The following is a 16,538-nucleotide window of genomic DNA, read 5'->3' as shown; positions in this document are numbered from 1 at the left end:
TCCACCACCTATTTTTTAACTATTCTTCTTAAAATCCAAAAATCCTTTCCAAATTGGTTACTTTTACAAAAAAAAGAAAACCTCACGTAAGTGAGATTTTCTAGATTTTAATAACCTTATGCTGACCGTCAAATTCGAATGGTAATATCATGAGGTCTTTTATAAAGGTTAATCCATATTGATTTAGGTAATAGAAAATATTCCAGACCCTTTCCTGCGGGGATCCGTCTGGTCTTAAGGCGAGATTGATCCGGCTGAATTTTTTTAATTGGATATCGTGTCTCTGCTTTACCGCATCTTCGAGCTTTGTTTCCATGAACCCTATCTCCTTAAGAAGATAGCTTTCATTTTTCTTGAGCAGCGGCAGGAGACCCCGGTCGATCACCGCTGTTTTTGCTTCAATAAACTGATATTGTTTAAGCAGTTCTTCCTTAACAGAAGAAAATAACATTTCAACTTCCTTATCCTTCACTGTTTCAAGAAATTGCTCTTTTTCTTGATTCGTTCCCCTTTGTAAAACTTCCTCTAGCTTTAAATTTAATTGTGTCACTTCCGCTTCCACTGAGCGGTCCAAAAACGTAATATTTAAACGAGGAACAATCGGTGGCATTTTCATGTTAAATTGTTCAAAGACGAGCTTTAGTTCCGCCCAATACGATATCTCGCCTGGACCTGCAATAAAGGCAAGGGTAGGAAAGATCCATTCCTGCATGAGCGGTCTGGTCACCACATTATTGCTAAATTTTTCAGGATATTGTGCTGCCATCTCCACTAATTCCTCTTGGGTGAAGGTAACTCTTCCACTTTTCCCCACAAAGCAATTGGCGGCCCGGTCATATTCCAGCAAAATGCGTTCATTTAATTTTTGATCATAATAAAATAAATTAGCAGCATGTTCCCCCGCTTCGATGGTGATTGGGAATCCTTTATCTCCAATCTGCTTTTGCTGTTCCAATAGTGAAAAGGTGATTGCCTCGTGATTGACAATTTGCTCCGTTAGAAAATCCCTTTGAAGCTGCCGGAAGCTTTTGTCGCCGGAGTCAACAAGTAATAAACCATAATCCTTAAACAGTTCCATAATTATATAAGCGAAAAAGTCAACAAAGTTGGCTGATTTTTCAATCTGCCTTTCGGCAAACTCTAATAGCCGCTTCGTATGCTCCGATTCACCGAAATTCTCAATAATATTGCGAACCCATTCCCGGCAGATTTCCTGGTCCAATGGAATATCAGTAACCATTGGCTTGCTATGAACCTTTTTCGGATAGGTCCATTTATCAAGCTTTTCTTCCATCGGAACATAGACATGATTCACTTCTTGATAATCATGGTCTTCACCCGCAATCCAAAACACTGGGACAACCGGAATCCCAAGAAGCTTCTCTTTTTGTTCTGCTAATTTAATGATTGAAATAACCTTATGTATCGAATAAAGCGGACCTGTGAGGATTCCTGCCTGCTGTCCCCCAATTACGACTGCACTGTCCTCACGCTTTAACTTCTCAATGGAGTTTTCCACCGCTTTCGAGGTGCCAAATCGCTCCATAAAGCTTTCAATATGTGTGGCAGTCTCAATGCGCGGAAAGCTTCTCTCCTTTAATTCAGCCGTCCTCTTTAAATCTTCGTTTAAATCATTGAAGTGATAATGAAAAAAAGGCATAACATCCTTTGATTGCGCCAAGTAATTTGAAGCGAACCGGTTGGCCGCTGGTAAAGAGAGATTTAAAATCTCCATTCATGAACTCCCTTTCTGTAAACCCAAATTATTCTTTTAAGAGTATACCACTCCCCGGCCTATATAAAAAAAACATATGCCTCAATTTTTTTAAGATGCTAACGAAAAGATAATGGCCCGATGAATGACACCAAATAGTGTCAGGGATATATAGGCAAGAAAAAATAGAAGAAAATTAAACCGCCAAAAACCTTTCATCACCTTTTTTAAAATGATCTCATCTTTCACTTTCCAATGGACAACAACAAAAATGATCGCGATGAAAATCATTACTAGTAGTATTATCCAAAAAAATGAATTCCCCCAAATTGTTTTTACTAAAAAATGAACAGAAATAATAAATAAAATGGTTGAATAATCAAGGGCATGATGCACTGATTTCCGAGTGTCATTCGTGATGAGTTTAAAGACTAGAAAAACGAGTAAAAAGCCAAGGAACGGCATAATGAACAACAGCGTTAACAAAGTCGATAGGACGGCGCTCATAATTTCTCACTCCTTCCTTCTTGTTCTTTTCCCTTAATTAGGGAATATAACCCCTGTATTTGCGCGGCCTGTTTATGCAGCTTCTCAGCCTCATCCAAGAGAAACCCTAAAATGGCGTCCACCTCGGTCATTCTGCCCGCTTCCAAATCCTTCAGCATGGACGAACGATTTTCGGCTGTTGATTGACAGACATAATGAATATGCTGCAAATAGGCTTCCTTATCATCTAAACGCAGCACGTCCGAAATTTCCTCGAATAAGTTGTTCAGCGCCTGCAGGTAATATGGATTTTCGATTAAGTCACCGTTTTTGACGCGAAGAATAGCCGTCAGAGGATTAATTGCTGCATTGACAATCAATTTCTTTAGCAGCATATCAAAATAATTTTCTCTTATTACAATCGGAAAATCATTCGGTACTTTAGCAGCAAGAAAATGCAGCCAATCGGCCGTTCCTTTATAACTGGCAGCATTCGTGATTCCTTCCCCATTATGATAAACCGTGTAGGCATTTTCTCTTAAGGCACCGTGTTCCACAGAGCCTACCGCAATATTTTTTTCCTTAATCGCTTCGAGCAGCTTTAAATGCCCCATACCATTTTGGATAAATAGTAAGTTAGGTGCCGCCGAGCTGTTCACATTTTCAATAATCGTTTGCAGATGATATTGTTTTACAGCAACAACCGTAACAGTTTCTGTTCCTTTCCAATCGCTGATAGGCAAGGCTTGTACATTGGTGCTCGTCACAGTATCTCCTTTTTTAAGCACGATTCCATTTTGATTAATTTGCTCTGCTTGTGCGGGGGTTCTTGTGTATATAATAGTTTCAAAAGCCCTGCTCAAATAGGCAGCAAATAATAAACCTAATGAACCCGCTCCAATAATTCCAACCTTCATCGCTATCCCTTCTTTAAATCGTCTTACCCGTATTTTACCAAAATCAATTAATTGTTTGTAAAAAAAATAAACCCTCTTCGACAGAAAGTTCGAAAAGGGATATTTTTTTTAGACTGGGTAGACAGGATGTTTCCTGACACCGAAGTTCAATTCTTTTGTTCCATAGTAATCAAAGCGCTGAATGAGTACGCTTCTTAATTCGGATGGGGCAACAATTTCATCAACAATAAGCTCAGAAGCCAGCTTATAAATGTCAATAGCTTCTTTATATTCCTTTTGCTTCGCCTGAACATAAGCGAATCTTTCCTTTGAATCGTTAATTTCATTTATTTTATTGGAGTAGACAGCATTCACCGCAGCTTCAGGACCCATTACGGCGATTTGCGCGGTAGGCAGAGCGATACAACAATCCGGTTCAAAGGCGGGACCTGCCATCGCATAAAGCCCAGCACCGTAAGCCTTGCGAACAATGACCGAGATTTTTGGCACTGTGGCAGAACTCATAGCAGCAATTAATTTAGCCCCATGACGGATGATGCCCGCACGCTCGACCTTTGTTCCAATCATAAAGCCCGGAACATCCGCCAAGAACAATAACGGAATATGAAAGGCATCACAAAGCTGAATGAATTTTGCGGCTTTATCCGAGGAATCGACAAACAGGACGCCGCCCTTTACCTTCGGCTGATTGGCAATGATGCCAACCGCTCTTCCATCTATTCTAGCAAGTCCAGTTATTAACTCAGGTGCAAATAATTTTTTAATTTCATAAAAGCTGCCGGCATCAACCAGTCGATCAATACACTCATACATATCAAACGGGGCATTTTGGTTTTCCGGAATAATCGCCTCTAATTCCCTTCCTTCCTTAGCAGCCGCACCAGCAATCTTTTTTGTCTTCTCTTTAAAATTGGCTGGAAAAAAGCTGATATATCTTTTGGCAGACTCAATTGCCTCCTCCTCGCTGAAAGCCAGAACATCACCACAGCCCGAAATTGTACAATGCATTCGAGCCCCGCCCATTTCCTCCAGCGTCACCTTTTCGCCGATGACCTTTTCCGCCATTCGCGGCGACCCTAAGTACATGGAGGCATTTTGGTCGACCATGATGACAATATCGCAAAAAGCTGGGATATAGGCCCCGCCTGCTGCGGATGGCCCAAAAAGGATACATATCTGCGGAATCATGCCGGACAGCTTTACCTGATTATAAAAAATTCTTCCGGCCCCGCGGCGGTTTGGAAACATCTCTAATTGGTCGGTTATTCTCGCACCTGCCGAATCCACCAAATACAATAAAGGCACCTGCAATTTCTCAGCAGTTTCTTGAATACGGATAATTTTTTCAACGGTCCGTGCTCCCCAGGAGCCCGCCTTTATGGTGGAGTCATTTGCCATTACACATACAGTCTGGCCATTTATTTTGCCAATTGCTGTTACCACGCCATCAGCAGGCAAATTACCTGCCGTAAAGTTGGCAAATTTACCGTCTTCTTCATATTTCCCATCATCAAACAATAATCTTAAGCGGTCACGGACGAACAGCTTATTCTGCTCTTTGGCCTTTTCATGATATTTTGGATGCCCGCCCGCTTCGATTTGTTTCCGGTATTCGTTTAATTGGTCATTTAATGTATTCGTCTGTGCCATAATGCCCCCTCCTAAACTAGAACAATCAGCACATCGCCTTCATTTACGAAGTCTCCGATGTTAACCTTTACTTCCTTAACCACACCTTCGATACTGCTTTCAATCGGAATTTCCATTTTCATGGATTCAAGCATTAATACTTCTTGACCCATGTTGATTGATTCGCCTGCTGCTGTGAAAATATTAAGTACGGTTCCTGCCATTGATGCTGTAATTTCTTTCATCTTTAAAACACTCCTTAGTTCACTAATGTTTTTGTTAAAAAGCTTGTGGTATAATTTCCATTTTGAAAATCTCTATTTGCAAGAATATTTAAGAATAACGGGGCATTCGTTTTAATCCCCTCAATTTTAATTTCCTGGAAGAAAGTCTCAGCCATTTCCAATGCTTTTTGCCGGTCTGCACCATAAAAAATGCATTTAGCTATCATTGGATCATAAAATGGGGTGACCGTTCCACCTTCTTCATAACCCGAATCGATCCGTACACCTTCTTTTTCTTCCCACCTCAAGGTGGTGATTTTGCCAGGAGAAGGCAAAAACCGTACAGGGTCTTCCGCATAAAGACGAAATTCCACAGCATGGCCGGAAGAATGGACTTCTGATTGCAGCAGCGGCAGCCTTTCTCCCCGCGCAACGAGAATCTGCCATTTTACTAAATCAAGACCTGTAATAGATTCAGTTACTGGATGTTCAACTTGAAGTCTCGTATTCATTTCAAGAAAATAAAAATTCTCGTTTTCATCAACAATAAATTCTATTGTTCCCGCATTTGTATAATTGACAGCACGAGCCGCTTTAACGGCTGTTTCATACATTTGCTGCCGGACTGAATCGGAAAGAAACGGCGATGGCGATTCCTCGATAACCTTCTGGTGCCTTCTTTGGACGGAACAATCCCTTTCAAATAAGTGTATGAGATTGCCAAATTCATCACCGAAAACTTGAACCTCAATATGCCTGGCATCCGCGATATATTTTTCGATAAATACCTCATCCGACCCAAAATAGGCAAGCGCCCTTGCCTTGGTGGATGCGTATGACTTAGCGAGCGCTTGCTCATTTTCACATAACACCATGCCGATTCCGCCGCCGCCGCCGCTCGCCTTCAGCATAATCGGATAGCCTATATTTTCTGCTAAGGCTAGGGCCGCTTCAACCGTTTTTAAACCGGTGCCGCTGCCTGGGACAACCGGAACTCCCGCTTTTTCCATTGTTTGCCGGGAAACAATTTTATCTCCCATTAAATCAATTGTTTCGGGTTTCGGTCCGATAAAGATAATGCCTTCGTTTCTGGCTTTCTGTGCAAAAGCTGCATTTTCCGATAAAAAGCCATAGCCTGGATGGATGGCATCCACTTTTTCTGCTTTTGCTACCTCTAAAATTTTCTCTGCCTGTAAATAAGACTTGTTAACTTGAGCTTCCCCAATACACACCGCCCTCGTCGCAGCCTTTACAAAAGGCATCTCCCTATCTGCTTCGGAATAAACAGCAATTGTCTCAATTCCCAGCGCTTGGCACGTTCTAATAATACGAAGGGCAATTTCTCCCCGATTGGCAATTAAAATTTTTTGCACATTTCTTCCCCTTTCCTGACCCAATGTCACTTTCACTATTAAGTTTCTACATCATTCTTCGAATTTCCTGCCATTTTTGAAACCGCTTTCGATTATTCAATGAGGAAATTTTAGTTTTTTTGTATTATAATGATAGTAATTCATTTGAATAATGAAAAAATTATTCATATCATGTTATTCAGTAAAAAAAAATATATACAAGGTTACAGAATATAATTTCTAGGAGGAAGAACATGGGGACTAAAGTGGAAAAATTAAAAGTTAATTTCAAAACTCTAGAAGAATTTAAAAAGTTTAAAGAATATGGTCTTCAAGAGCTTTCAATGTTTGAAGATCTTGAAGCCAATATGATAGACAATGATATCAATTCACCGTTTTACGGTATTTACTATGGAGATAAGCTTGTTGCCCGGATGAGCTTATACCAAATTGAAGCTAAATTCGATCGATATTTTTATCCGCCCCAAAGTTATTTGGAATTATGGAAACTGGAAGTATTACAAGACTATCAGGGAAAAGACTTTGGTAGACAACTTGTAGATTTCGCCAAAAGCTTTGGACTTCCAATTAAGACAAATGCAAGAATGCAATCTCGCGGCTTCTGGGAAAAGATGGGCTTTTCAAGTGTTGATTACGATATGGAACGAGACCGCGGGGAAAATCCGCTTGTCTGGTATCCAGAAGGTGTGGAAGCACAATAAATAATCGAGTAGGAGGGGGTGACTAACCCCCGACCTCTCACACCACCGTACGTACCGTTCGGTATACGGCGGTTCCATTAAGATTGACGTAGAAATTCATAACGATTATATAGACTTCTCAACCCTCGTTGACTCCAATATGAGTTATCGAGGGTTTTGTGTAATATTGGACTACATGCGATTCTCCAGTAGTTCTTTCGGGAATTGCCCCATTCATATGCTTTGTAATCAGGGACACCTAAACCCATTAGTTTCCTGACTCTGGTTTTAGGTTTCTTCCACTGTTTCCATTTGCACATTCTGAGTCTTCTTCTTATCCATTCATCGAATTCTTTAAATTTGCTTGGTGTGTCAGCTAAGGCGAAGTACCCACACCATCCTGTTAGATAACGGTTTAACATTTCAATCCTTACTTCCATTGGAAAAGATTTTGACCGAGAGGTAATTTCTCGGATCTTCGTCTTAAAGCGTTTAATACTTTCTTTCGCAATTCGTACCTTCGGTTCTTTATTTAAAGTAAAGCTGAAACCAAGAAATTTCCGTTTCCACGGGCGGTCAACTGCCGACTTATCCCTGTTTACCTTCAACTTCAGTTTCTGCTCGATAAACGTCGAAACGGATTCCATTACACGTTTTCCTGCTTTTAATGACTTAACATAAATGTTGCAGTCGTCCGCATAACGGACAAACTTATGTCCTCTGGTTTCCAATTCTTTATCTAGTTTATCAAGAATTATGTTTGAAAGGAGAGGACTCAGAGGTCCTCCTTGCGGAGTACCTTCCTCCGTTGATTGAACGACACCGTTGAGCATTACACCTGATTGAAGATATTTCCGGATTAGTTTGAGAAGTATGCGGTCTTCGATTCTTTTAGCGAGTATCCCCATCAATTTGTCATGATTGACCTTATCAAAGAATTTCTCTAAGTCCATATCAATTACCCAACGGAAACCCTCCTTGATAAATCCCTTTGCCTTTCTTACCGCATTATGGGCACTCCTATTAGGACGGAAACCATAGCTGTTTTCAGAAAAGGTTGGGTCAAAGATTGGGGTTAATACTTGGGCAATTGCCTGTTGGATGAAACGGTCTGTCACAGTTGGTATGCCTAAAAGCCTTATTCCTCCGCTTGGTTTCGGGATTTCGACACGGCGAACAGGGGAAGGATGATAGTTACCTGTTCTCAAAGCTTCCCGAAGGGAATCCCAGTTTTCATAGAGATGTCGTCGTAGGAATTTTACGGACATTCCATCTATGCCGTGACTTCCTTTGTTCTGCTCTACCCGTTTAAGGGCAGTTAAGAGATTTTCTCGTGACAAGATTCGTTCCATTAACATGATGATATTCCTTTCCACGTGAATGAAGGCTCTGTTTATGCCGACTCTTGCTCCACCCTCCTAGAGTCCCCAGCGGATTCACCGCTTCCTCCTTTAGGTAGGTCCTTTCGGATTGTCTGTGTTCAATGCAATTGCCGAATGTACAGACTTCATTCTCTCTTAATAGTTCAGTCCTTCCCATTCATTCTCGAGTTAGAATGGTACTATGACCTCTGCTGACTTCTGATTGTTCAGCTATCCATTGCTAGACAGGTTACCAAGTGTACTTGGCTTGTCAATCAGACCTCCCCGGGTAAGAGTGCAGTCTTTCCCTCCATCTATCTGCTTCATTTACTCTGTACCACCTTCGGCAGTATGGACTTTGTTTTGGATTGCAAACTCATCCAATGATACCTAGCCTTATATGAAGTTCGTGTTCCTCAGACCGGAGGTTTGCCGTTCGCTTCCTTCAGATTCCGCGTCACCACGGACACCCTTGCGTTAAGCTAACCACTACTACTGCCTTCATGGCTCGGGACTTTCACCCTAGAGACTGCACCCATGCCGGGCGCACAATGCGAAAAAGCGGACCGGATGTCCGCTTTTTCTATTTCTCTACTCTTTCCAGGTTGCCGTTTTTATCCATCTGGAATCTAACCTTGGATTGACGGTCTTCATCCTGAAGAACAACCATTTTGCGAGCTCTTTCCATAATTTCCAGTAATGAACGGTAGTCCTCTTCGATGGCCTTTAGGTTCTCCGTAAGTCTTTCATTCTCTGCTGCTAAATAATAAGTTTGCTTTTCTAATTCTTTTATTTTTTCGGAAGACTTCCTGCTTCCCTCTTCAAGCTCAGCAAAATTCTCTACTTGTTTAAAAACGCCCTCTAAAAACTGAATGACAGCCGGAAATGTCAAAGTACCCCCTGGCTCGGTCGAGACAGCTTCCTTTTTAATTATTTCAGGGGCTGGATCAGCTTCAACAGGAGCAATATGTTTTTTCAATTCTTTACGCTGCTTCTTGGCAAGCTCAATTCCAGACTTGTATTGCTTTCTTACATATGAGTTCCAGCGGAATCCACAGGCCGCAGGTGTCCGCGATAGCTGTTTCCCCACCTCCTCAAATGCTTGAAGCTGTGTCCCGCCTTCTCGAATATGCCTTAATACTACTTCAGCAAGCAGTAAATCCTCATCTTGGCTCCAAGCATCTTGTCGAGTTGGTGACATCAAATCCCCTCCTAGTAGTGTTTTTATAAACATATGCATCTACTAGAAAAGATAGACTTAATCTGGAGCCGTGAATTCATCTTATCTCGTGTTTTTCTTAATAAAATTTTTTACATATTGATGATGGGCATCACTTTCCCAAAGGATGGCACAGTTTTTAACCTCTTCCTCTATTCTTTCACGAAGGCCTGCTTGCTTCCACTTATTAATCCATATTCTTTTATAGGATTTGAGAACCTCTAAATCATTGGACAGCATTTTCTTAAGGAAATCTTCACATTGTTGAAGGGAGTCTCCGTCGAATAGGTGATTAATAAAACCGGTTTCGGTTAAATATTCTGCGGTTTCGAGGTCTGCTTCCATCAAAAGCTTCATGGCAAATGGGGAAGGGAACTTTTCGACAAGAATAGAGCCTCCACCCCAACCGGTCGTAATGGCTTGTTTTCCTTGAACAAACCCTGCTTTAACGCCTTTTCTGGCGAGCCGGAAATCACAGGAAACAGCAAGCTCACAGCCGCCGCCAACCGCTGGACCGTTCATTAGTGCAATGGTGGGAATGGGCAAAGTTAATAAGGAATACAGAATATTGGACATTTTCGAAAGCATTGGATACGCATCCTCTTTGGTGTGCAGGAGATGAAAAACGGATAAGTCTCCGCCGGAGCAAAACGCACTCTCACCGCTCCCCGTAATGACAAGAGCTTTTATTTCAGGTTCACTAGCTTTTTCTAACGCTTCCAATAGCCCTTCCATAACATCGTAGTTTATGGCGTTTCGCTTTTCGCTTCTTTCGATGGTAAATAATAAATATCCCGGGTCCCGCCTTTCAATCGAAAAAGCCATTTTTTGCTCACCCTCTCAATTAAAAAAGTATGTATTTGTTTTGAAATGACAAAAGCACAAGGGCGTTTGCTCCTTGTGCTTTATCTAAGTAGAAATTAGTCGTTTACTACTTCTTTTCCTTTGTATGTTCCGCAAGATTTGCATACGCGGTGAGCAAGTTTCATTTCACCACAGTTTGGGCATGCTACCATACCAGGAACGTTTAATTTAAAATGAGTACGACGCTTTCTCTTCGCAGTTTTAGAAGTCCTTCTAAAAGGTACAGCCATTCTTCCCACCTCCTTATAAGAAATGCGCAGGAGCGCTTGAAGTCAGATCATTTCGATTAGCTTTCCGATGAATTGTTTTTGTCAAAAAACTTTGCTAGCCCTGCAAGACGTGGATCAATCTTGTTAGATTGTTCCTCCTCCTGAATAACCTCCCAATCCTTACCGGATTGCGGCGCTGCATCTTCAGATTGGACATCGTCATCGTCACAGAATACTTGCATTGGAACCTCAAGTAACAGAATTTCTCTTATGATTGGTTTTAAATCAATCATATCTCCTTTTACCTGATGGACCTCCTCTTCAGTTTGGTAAACTGAATTTTGCAGGAGGAAGGTTTCCGTAGTTTCGACATTAATTGGAAATTTGACATCCACTAAGGTTCGCGAACATGGAAGAATCAGATACCCCTCAATTTTTAAATGAAAGGTAACTTTTGAAGAATCAATATCCCCACGTCCGGTAATTTGCATTGGAGACACTTCACGAATAGTTGGGTCATCCAGTTTAAGCTCGTCAACCCGAATGGTATCGTCAATCGAAAATTCCTTATCTCGATATTTTTGCAGCTGATTTAATGTCCATTTCAATTGAATCACCCCAAGGCAACAAAGGTAATTATAGCTTTCGATAAAATTTTTGTCAATATTTTTTCTTTACACTTCACCTTGTGTTGCATAAATAAAAAAATTTTTTCCATTATAGTGTATCCATAAATACCTTTTGCAAACATATGTATCATCATATCATATTATTCGATTGAAAAACGGAATAAATTGCTATAATGATAGTAATTAAATTTCAAGGAGAGAGTTATGAGAGCAGTTGGTGTTATTGTTGAATACAACCCATTTCATAATGGGCATGCCTTTCATTTGCAGGCATCCCGCGAGGCAGCTCAAGCGGATGTGGTTATTGCGGTAATGAGCGGAAACTTTCTGCAAAGGGGGGAGCCTGCACTTGTTTCGAAATGGCAGAGAACGAAAATGGCCTTATTAAATGGCGTGGACATCGTTTTTGAACTTCCCTACCGCTTTGCCACACAAAATGCCGAAACCTTTGCAAATGGGGCAGTGTCCATCCTTGCTGCTGCAGGCTGTCAGTATCTTTGTTTTGGCAGTGAAAGCGGGGAGATTGAAGCTTTTCAACAAACGATTCATTTTTTGGAAAGTCAGCAGGATTCCCATAAAAAAAATATAAAGCATTTTATGGGGTCAGGTGTCAGCTATCCGAAGGCTTTAGCATTATCATACAAACAGCTGTCAAATTCGAATAATTATTTAGATTTGTCCAGGCCAAACAACATACTAGGCTTTCACTACATAAAAGCGATTCATGAGCAAAGAAGTCAGATTACTCCATTAACTGTGGCACGTAAAAACGCCGACTATCATGATGAACATTTTGCCTCCGAAACTATTGCCAGTGCAACCAGCATCAGGAAAGCACTATTCGCAGATATAAACAGCCCATCTGAAATAAATCAGTATGTACCGGAGCCTACTAGACAATTATTACATGAATATCTAAATCAATATGGGCTTTACCACCGCTGGGAAAATTATTGGCCATTTCTTCAGCTTCGTCTCCTCCATTCCTCCCCAGAAGAGATAAAAGAAATATATGAGGCTGAAGAGGGACTTGAGAACAGGTTACAACACGCCGCAACCGAAGCGCAAAGCTTTCAGGAGTTTATGGAAAGAATTAAAACAAAACGCTATACATGGACGAGGCTGCAGCGATTATGTGTTCACATATTGACCAATAGTAAAAAAATAAACATGGAAGGAAGCAAAAGAGCGGGCTATTTAAGGCTCCTTGGGATGTCTGAAAGAGGACAAGAATACCTAAATAAAATGAAAAAGGAATTTGCTTTGCCTTTGGTTGCGAAATTGTCTTCATTTAAGGACGAAGAGATTAACCTCGACCTAAAGGCTGCTAGGGTATATGCACTGGGGGTCCCGGGCCCGGCAAAAAAATTTTTGATGAAACAGGAATTCAAACAGCCTCCCATCATTATAAAGAAATAGGACGGCGCGCTCTGGCACCGTCCTATTTCTTTATAGGTAATTTTTCTAAATATTTTACCGCATCGTCAAAGGTATCCACCGGAACAATTTTCATCTTTGTTTTGATATCTCGTGCTGCCTTTAAGGCTGCCCGATAATTGGAGTCCTTAGCACCCTTTTCGTTCGGTGCAAAAAAGATTTCTGCGCCGGCATGATCGGCGGCAACAATTTTTTGTTCGATACCGCCAATCGGCCCAACGGTCCCATCTGGGTCAATCGTTCCCGTTCCGGCAATTTGATAGCCTTTGGTTATGTCATTCTTGGTTAACTGGTTATATATCTCCAACGTAAACATTAAACCGGCAGAAGGTCCGCCGATTTCATCTGTTCTGACTTTAACCTCGGGATCGACGGAGATTTCTTTATCATCCACAAGTGAAATGCCAATGCCTGCCTTCCCAGGCTGATCCTTAAAGGGCTGCAGAATAAGATTCACACTTTTTTCCTCGTTATTTCTGGAATAGGTTAATGTCACTTGATCTCCGGCACTTTTTTTCCCTAAATATTCAATGAAATCTTTTGATGAGGGAAATGTGTGTCCATCCATTTTAAAAACGCGGTCACCAGCCTGGAGCTTCCCTTCTGCAGGCATTCCCTGCAGGACCTGCATCACATAAATCCCCTTATATTTATAATGTACAGGCAGCCCTGCTTTATGGTATGCCACCTCAATCGCATTAAGTTTTGATGCTGCCATCAAATGCAGCTGCCTGACATTATACTCTTCTTCCGTTTCCTGTTCATTTAATACCATATCGAGCGGATAGATTTCCTCATATTTTCTCATTTTGGCTTCTATAAAGGAATAGATATTAGCCCTTCCCATCCGGACAGTTGTCAGCATAAAATTTCCCTTTTCCTGATAACCGCCTTCAACTGTAATGATTGGAGCAAGTTCTTTTGCCATCCCTGGTTTTGAAACATAGTAAGGTAATGAATAATACATTCCGCCAATTAGAAACACTGCAAGGATAAAGATAATGCCGATTGATAATTTTTTACGCAAGCTGCCATCACCCCTTCCAATTATCAATTTCCTTCTTAATTTGCTCAAGATACTTTTTTGCCTCGTCTTCGCCAATTTTAATGATTTCTTCAATGTTAGTAAATGCCCGCGAACTATAGCCCTCGACAGGGGGACGAATCATCACATTTGCAGATGTTTCGTGGAAATTGATAATCTCAGTCTGCATAATATCAATACTTTGCATGATGACATCGTAAATGGAGGTAATTTCAGCGTTTTGCTTAACCCGTGAGACGTCCACTGCAATCACAATATCCGCCCCCATCTCTTGCACAACAGAAATGGGAACACGGTCAGCAACTCCTCCATCCACGAGGATTCTTCCCTTATACTTTTCAGGCACAAAAATTCCGGGTATGGAAATGCTTGCCCTGACAGCCTCTGCCACTGGCCCCTCTTTAAAGACCACTTTTTCTCCGGTTAATAAATCCGTTGCCACAATCCCAAGTGGTATTGACAAGTCTTCGATGTTTTTCCCATGGGTAAAGATACGAATAAATTCCTTTACTTTCTTGCCTGTAATAAATCCCATTTTCGGTACAGTAAAATCAAGAAAATACTTTCTCCTAAACGCGGTTGAATATTTATATAGAAGGTCTAAATCAATCCCTGCTCCATAAAAACAGGCGACCAGGGCTCCCATGCTGCTGCCTGCAATTAAATCAATCGGAATGCTGGCATCCTTTAACACCTTTATAACACCCAAATGAGCAAACCCGCGAGCTCCTCCTGAGCCGAGCGCCAAGCCAATCTTAGGGTGCTCCATAGCAGAACCCTCCTATTATACATCTAATAAATCACGTTCAATCTTATGGTCTAAAACAACATTCTATGAGTATATTTATTTTATATGAGGACATGCAGTTTCACAAGGAAGGAGAACTCTTTGATGTTTCGGTCAAAGCTCAAAACGCTTGCTTTAGCCATCTCCGGCATCGTTTTAGCAGCGTCACTTATTTTCTATCCAAAAGAATCATTTGAAGGCTCTATCCGTGGCCTGAATATGTGGTGGGAAATAGTATTCCCTTCCCTCCTGCCTTTTTTTATTGTATCAGAAATGTTGATCGGGTTTGGGGTGGTCAAGTTCATAGGGGTTCTTCTTGAACCACTTATGCGACCGCTTTTCAAAGTTCCTGGTGTTGGAGGCTTTGTTTGGGCCATGGGAATGGCATCAGGCTTCCCGGCAGGTGCCAAATTTACCGCAAGAATGCGGCAAGAAGGACACATAACGCGAATTGAAGCTGAGAGACTCGTCTCTTTCACCAATTCCTCTAATCCCTTATTCATCTTTGGAGCAGTAGCTGTCGGTTTTTTTCACAATACCCAATTAGGCATTCTCTTGGCTGTTGCGCACTATTTGGGCAACATATGTGTTGGCATTATGATGCGCTTCCACGGTAAGGAGTCTCCTAATAAAGCGAAAAACGCCAAAAAATTCAAGATTCGGGAAGCCTTATCAGCTTTGCACCAAACAAGACTGAAGGATAACCGCCCGATTGGAAAGCTTCTCGGCGATGCTGTTACCTCATCGATTCAAACATTATTGATGGTCGGCGGTTTTATCATCCTATTTTCTGTGATTAATCAACTTCTTTACCATCTACATATAACGGCTGCGCTGGCAAAATTCGTGGAAATGATTTTTTCTGTTTTTAGATTTTCAGAAATGTTAAGCATACCGTTTATTTCCGGACTGTTTGAAATCACTCTTGGCAGCGATTTGACCAGCAGAGTGGAAGATGCCATACTGCTTCAGAAAGCGATCATAACAAGTTTTATTTTGGCCTTCAGCGGTTTTAGTGTCCAAGCACAGGTGGCCAGCATCCTAGCCCAGACTGACATCCGCTTTCGGCCATTCTTTATTGCACGAATCTTCCAAGGCATTTTTGCCGGTCTCTTTACGCTCCTATTATGGAATCCTATTTATGTGCGCTTCCAAGGCCATAATCAGCCTGCAGGCGCCCTGCCTGTATTTGGAGATGGAATATGGACAAAGGATTTTTATCATAAAATGCTGGAAACCGGCCCACTCATCACGATTTGCTCCCTATCATTATATGTACTAATCTTATTTATCAGGCTAAAAGAAAGTAATATAAAAAAGAGCTAAAGGATTTGCTAACAGATTGTCGGGAAAGAGTATTTTTCCCGACAATTTTTATTTCGTCTAAATTATGGATTTTTAATAATTGATTATTCCTGCAAATGGGCCTGTTGATCTCCGCTCCGGGCACTCGCTTTCCGCGGGGAGGTCCTGGAGCCTCCTCGGCGCTTTGGCGCCTGCGGGGTCTCCAGTGATTCTATATCCCGCAGGAGTCGGTGCCCTCCGCTCCAATCAACAGGGAGGCAAACCGAAATAAAGATTTGCCACACAATTTTTCTAATCCTACTAAATATGTCGCAAAGGTTATGGTAATGAAAGACTTTTTACTTGATTTTTCAATCCTTCGAATTTTGTCCTTCAACGGTTTTATAAATAATTTATTGTGAGTTGAAAATCTTTATTGAATACACCTGTTGATTGGCGCGGAAGGCGCGAAGACTCCTGCGGGAGTACGGGGCAGGGGAGACCCCGCAGGAGCTTTAGCGACGAGGAGGCTCCCCGGCACGCCCGCGGAAAGCGAAGCGCCTGGAGCGCAAATCAACAGACCTGTTGAAATGCCAATATTCAATATCATTTTTAACAAATAAACGTGAAGAATTATAAAGGAGTAAATTAATAGGCTATCGAAATTTTTTCGACAGCCT

General features: G+C 41.6%; 16 protein-coding genes. 3 read left to right on the top strand and 13 right to left on the bottom strand.

Features of this window, described 5'->3' with window-relative positions:
- Window positions 1-100: 100 nt before the first annotated feature.
- From bshC to ACZ5B7_RS09375, 6 genes are all read right to left on the bottom strand, one after another.
- Window positions 101-1,735 carry a bacillithiol biosynthesis cysteine-adding enzyme BshC gene (gene bshC, locus ACZ5B7_RS09400; protein WP_464493534.1) on the bottom strand — a complete coding sequence of 545 codons (1,635 nt, stop codon included), beginning with the start codon at window positions 1,733-1,735 and terminating at the stop codon, window positions 101-103.
- Window positions 1,736-1,825: 90 nt separating this feature from the next.
- Window positions 1,826-2,221, bottom strand: a complete 396-nt coding sequence (locus tag ACZ5B7_RS09395) for a DUF3397 domain-containing protein (protein WP_213140846.1) — start codon at window positions 2,219-2,221, stop codon at window positions 1,826-1,828.
- Window positions 2,218-3,117 carry a 2-dehydropantoate 2-reductase gene (locus ACZ5B7_RS09390; protein ID WP_464493533.1) on the bottom strand — a complete coding sequence of 300 codons (900 nt, stop codon included), beginning with the start codon at window positions 3,115-3,117 and terminating at the stop codon, window positions 2,218-2,220. Before ACZ5B7_RS09390 ends, ACZ5B7_RS09395 begins: the two co-directional genes overlap by 4 nt.
- Window positions 3,118-3,225: 108 nt before the next feature.
- Complete coding sequence (locus ACZ5B7_RS09385) at window positions 3,226-4,767, bottom strand: acyl-CoA carboxylase subunit beta (RefSeq protein ID WP_464493532.1); 1,542 nt, start codon at window positions 4,765-4,767, stop codon at window positions 3,226-3,228.
- Between the two features lie 11 nt (window positions 4,768-4,778).
- On the bottom strand, window positions 4,779-4,991 hold the full coding sequence (locus ACZ5B7_RS09380) for a biotin/lipoyl-containing protein (RefSeq protein WP_213116433.1): 213 nt from the start codon (window positions 4,989-4,991) through the stop codon (window positions 4,779-4,781).
- 14 nt (window positions 4,992-5,005) lie between these two features.
- The gene (locus ACZ5B7_RS09375) at window positions 5,006-6,343 is read right to left on the bottom strand and encodes an acetyl-CoA carboxylase biotin carboxylase subunit (protein WP_464493531.1); all 1,338 of its coding nucleotides are present in this window, start codon (window positions 6,341-6,343) and stop codon (window positions 5,006-5,008) included.
- A gap of 233 nt (window positions 6,344-6,576) precedes the next feature.
- On the opposite strand from ACZ5B7_RS09375, the gene ACZ5B7_RS09370 reads away from it, so the two are divergent.
- Window positions 6,577-7,044 (top strand): N-acetyltransferase, encoded by a 468-nt coding sequence (locus ACZ5B7_RS09370; protein ID WP_213140851.1) that lies wholly within the window; start codon window positions 6,577-6,579, stop codon window positions 7,042-7,044.
- Window positions 7,045-7,121: 77 nt separating this feature from the next.
- Here the strand turns inward: ACZ5B7_RS09370 and ltrA are convergent, their stop codons facing one another.
- The 5 genes from ltrA to ACZ5B7_RS09345 form a co-directional block, all read right to left on the bottom strand.
- Window positions 7,122-8,381, bottom strand: coding sequence for a group II intron reverse transcriptase/maturase (gene ltrA / locus ACZ5B7_RS09365; protein ID WP_464490339.1), 1,260 nt, complete (start codon window positions 8,379-8,381; stop codon window positions 7,122-7,124).
- A 586-nt stretch (window positions 8,382-8,967) separates the two neighbouring features.
- Window positions 8,968-9,585 carry an RsfA family transcriptional regulator gene (locus ACZ5B7_RS09360; protein ID WP_213140852.1) on the bottom strand — a complete coding sequence of 206 codons (618 nt, stop codon included), beginning with the start codon at window positions 9,583-9,585 and terminating at the stop codon, window positions 8,968-8,970.
- Window positions 9,586-9,666: 81 nt separating this feature from the next.
- Window positions 9,667-10,428 carry an enoyl-CoA hydratase/isomerase family protein gene (locus ACZ5B7_RS09355; protein WP_464493530.1) on the bottom strand — a complete coding sequence of 254 codons (762 nt, stop codon included), beginning with the start codon at window positions 10,426-10,428 and terminating at the stop codon, window positions 9,667-9,669.
- A 95-nt stretch (window positions 10,429-10,523) separates the two neighbouring features.
- Window positions 10,524-10,697, bottom strand: coding sequence for a 50S ribosomal protein L32 (gene rpmF, locus ACZ5B7_RS09350; RefSeq protein WP_213116438.1), 174 nt, complete (start codon window positions 10,695-10,697; stop codon window positions 10,524-10,526).
- A gap of 56 nt (window positions 10,698-10,753) precedes the next feature.
- Window positions 10,754-11,284, bottom strand: a complete 531-nt coding sequence (locus ACZ5B7_RS09345; protein ID WP_423801628.1) for a YceD family protein — start codon at window positions 11,282-11,284, stop codon at window positions 10,754-10,756.
- A gap of 225 nt (window positions 11,285-11,509) precedes the next feature.
- On the opposite strand from ACZ5B7_RS09345, the gene ACZ5B7_RS09340 reads away from it, so the two are divergent.
- Window positions 11,510-12,724, top strand: a complete 1,215-nt coding sequence (locus ACZ5B7_RS09340; RefSeq protein ID WP_464493529.1) for a nucleotidyltransferase — start codon at window positions 11,510-11,512, stop codon at window positions 12,722-12,724.
- A 22-nt stretch (window positions 12,725-12,746) separates the two neighbouring features.
- On the opposite strand, the gene ACZ5B7_RS09335 is transcribed toward ACZ5B7_RS09340, so the two are convergent.
- Entirely contained in the window at window positions 12,747-13,769 is a 1,023-nt protein-coding gene (locus ACZ5B7_RS09335; RefSeq protein WP_464493528.1) for a SepM family pheromone-processing serine protease, read from the bottom strand.
- Window positions 13,770-13,776: 7 nt separating this feature from the next.
- Window positions 13,777-14,556 (bottom strand): patatin-like phospholipase family protein, encoded by a 780-nt coding sequence (locus tag ACZ5B7_RS09330; protein WP_464493527.1) that lies wholly within the window; start codon window positions 14,554-14,556, stop codon window positions 13,777-13,779.
- A gap of 123 nt (window positions 14,557-14,679) precedes the next feature.
- On the opposite strand from ACZ5B7_RS09330, the gene ylbJ reads away from it, so the two are divergent.
- Window positions 14,680-15,900 (top strand): sporulation integral membrane protein YlbJ, encoded by a 1,221-nt coding sequence (gene ylbJ / locus ACZ5B7_RS09325; RefSeq protein ID WP_464493526.1) that lies wholly within the window; start codon window positions 14,680-14,682, stop codon window positions 15,898-15,900.
- Window positions 15,901-16,538 lie beyond the last annotated feature (638 nt).

It is taken from the genome of Neobacillus sp. S1115 (genome assembly GCF_055385565.1).
Note: the sequence above shows the minus strand (reverse complement) of the source record. Positions and strands in the feature narration are given on the sequence as shown.

Coding starts and splice junctions, on each gene's coding strand:
- bshC (WP_464493534.1), bottom strand. CDS start 1,735: ATGGAGATTTTAAATCTCTCTTTACCAGCGGCCAACCGGTTCGCTTCA.
- ACZ5B7_RS09395 (WP_213140846.1), bottom strand. CDS start 2,221: ATGAGCGCCGTCCTATCGACTTTGTTAACGCTGTTGTTCATTATGCCG.
- ACZ5B7_RS09390 (WP_464493533.1), bottom strand. CDS start 3,117: ATGAAGGTTGGAATTATTGGAGCGGGTTCATTAGGTTTATTATTTGCT.
- ACZ5B7_RS09385 (WP_464493532.1), bottom strand. CDS start 4,767: ATGGCACAGACGAATACATTAAATGACCAATTAAACGAATACCGGAAA.
- ACZ5B7_RS09380 (WP_213116433.1), bottom strand. CDS start 4,991: ATGAAAGAAATTACAGCATCAATGGCAGGAACCGTACTTAATATTTTC.
- ACZ5B7_RS09370 (WP_213140851.1), top strand. CDS start 6,577: ATGGGGACTAAAGTGGAAAAATTAAAAGTTAATTTCAAAACTCTAGAA.
- ltrA (WP_464490339.1), bottom strand. CDS start 8,381: ATGTTAATGGAACGAATCTTGTCACGAGAAAATCTCTTAACTGCCCTT.
- ACZ5B7_RS09360 (WP_213140852.1), bottom strand. CDS start 9,585: ATGTCACCAACTCGACAAGATGCTTGGAGCCAAGATGAGGATTTACTG.
- ACZ5B7_RS09355 (WP_464493530.1), bottom strand. CDS start 10,428: ATGGCTTTTTCGATTGAAAGGCGGGACCCGGGATATTTATTATTTACC.
- rpmF (WP_213116438.1), bottom strand. CDS start 10,697: ATGGCTGTACCTTTTAGAAGGACTTCTAAAACTGCGAAGAGAAAGCGT.
- ACZ5B7_RS09340 (WP_464493529.1), top strand. CDS start 11,510: ATGAGAGCAGTTGGTGTTATTGTTGAATACAACCCATTTCATAATGGG.
- ACZ5B7_RS09330 (WP_464493527.1), bottom strand. CDS start 14,556: ATGGAGCACCCTAAGATTGGCTTGGCGCTCGGCTCAGGAGGAGCTCGC.
- ylbJ (WP_464493526.1), top strand. CDS start 14,680: ATGTTTCGGTCAAAGCTCAAAACGCTTGCTTTAGCCATCTCCGGCATC.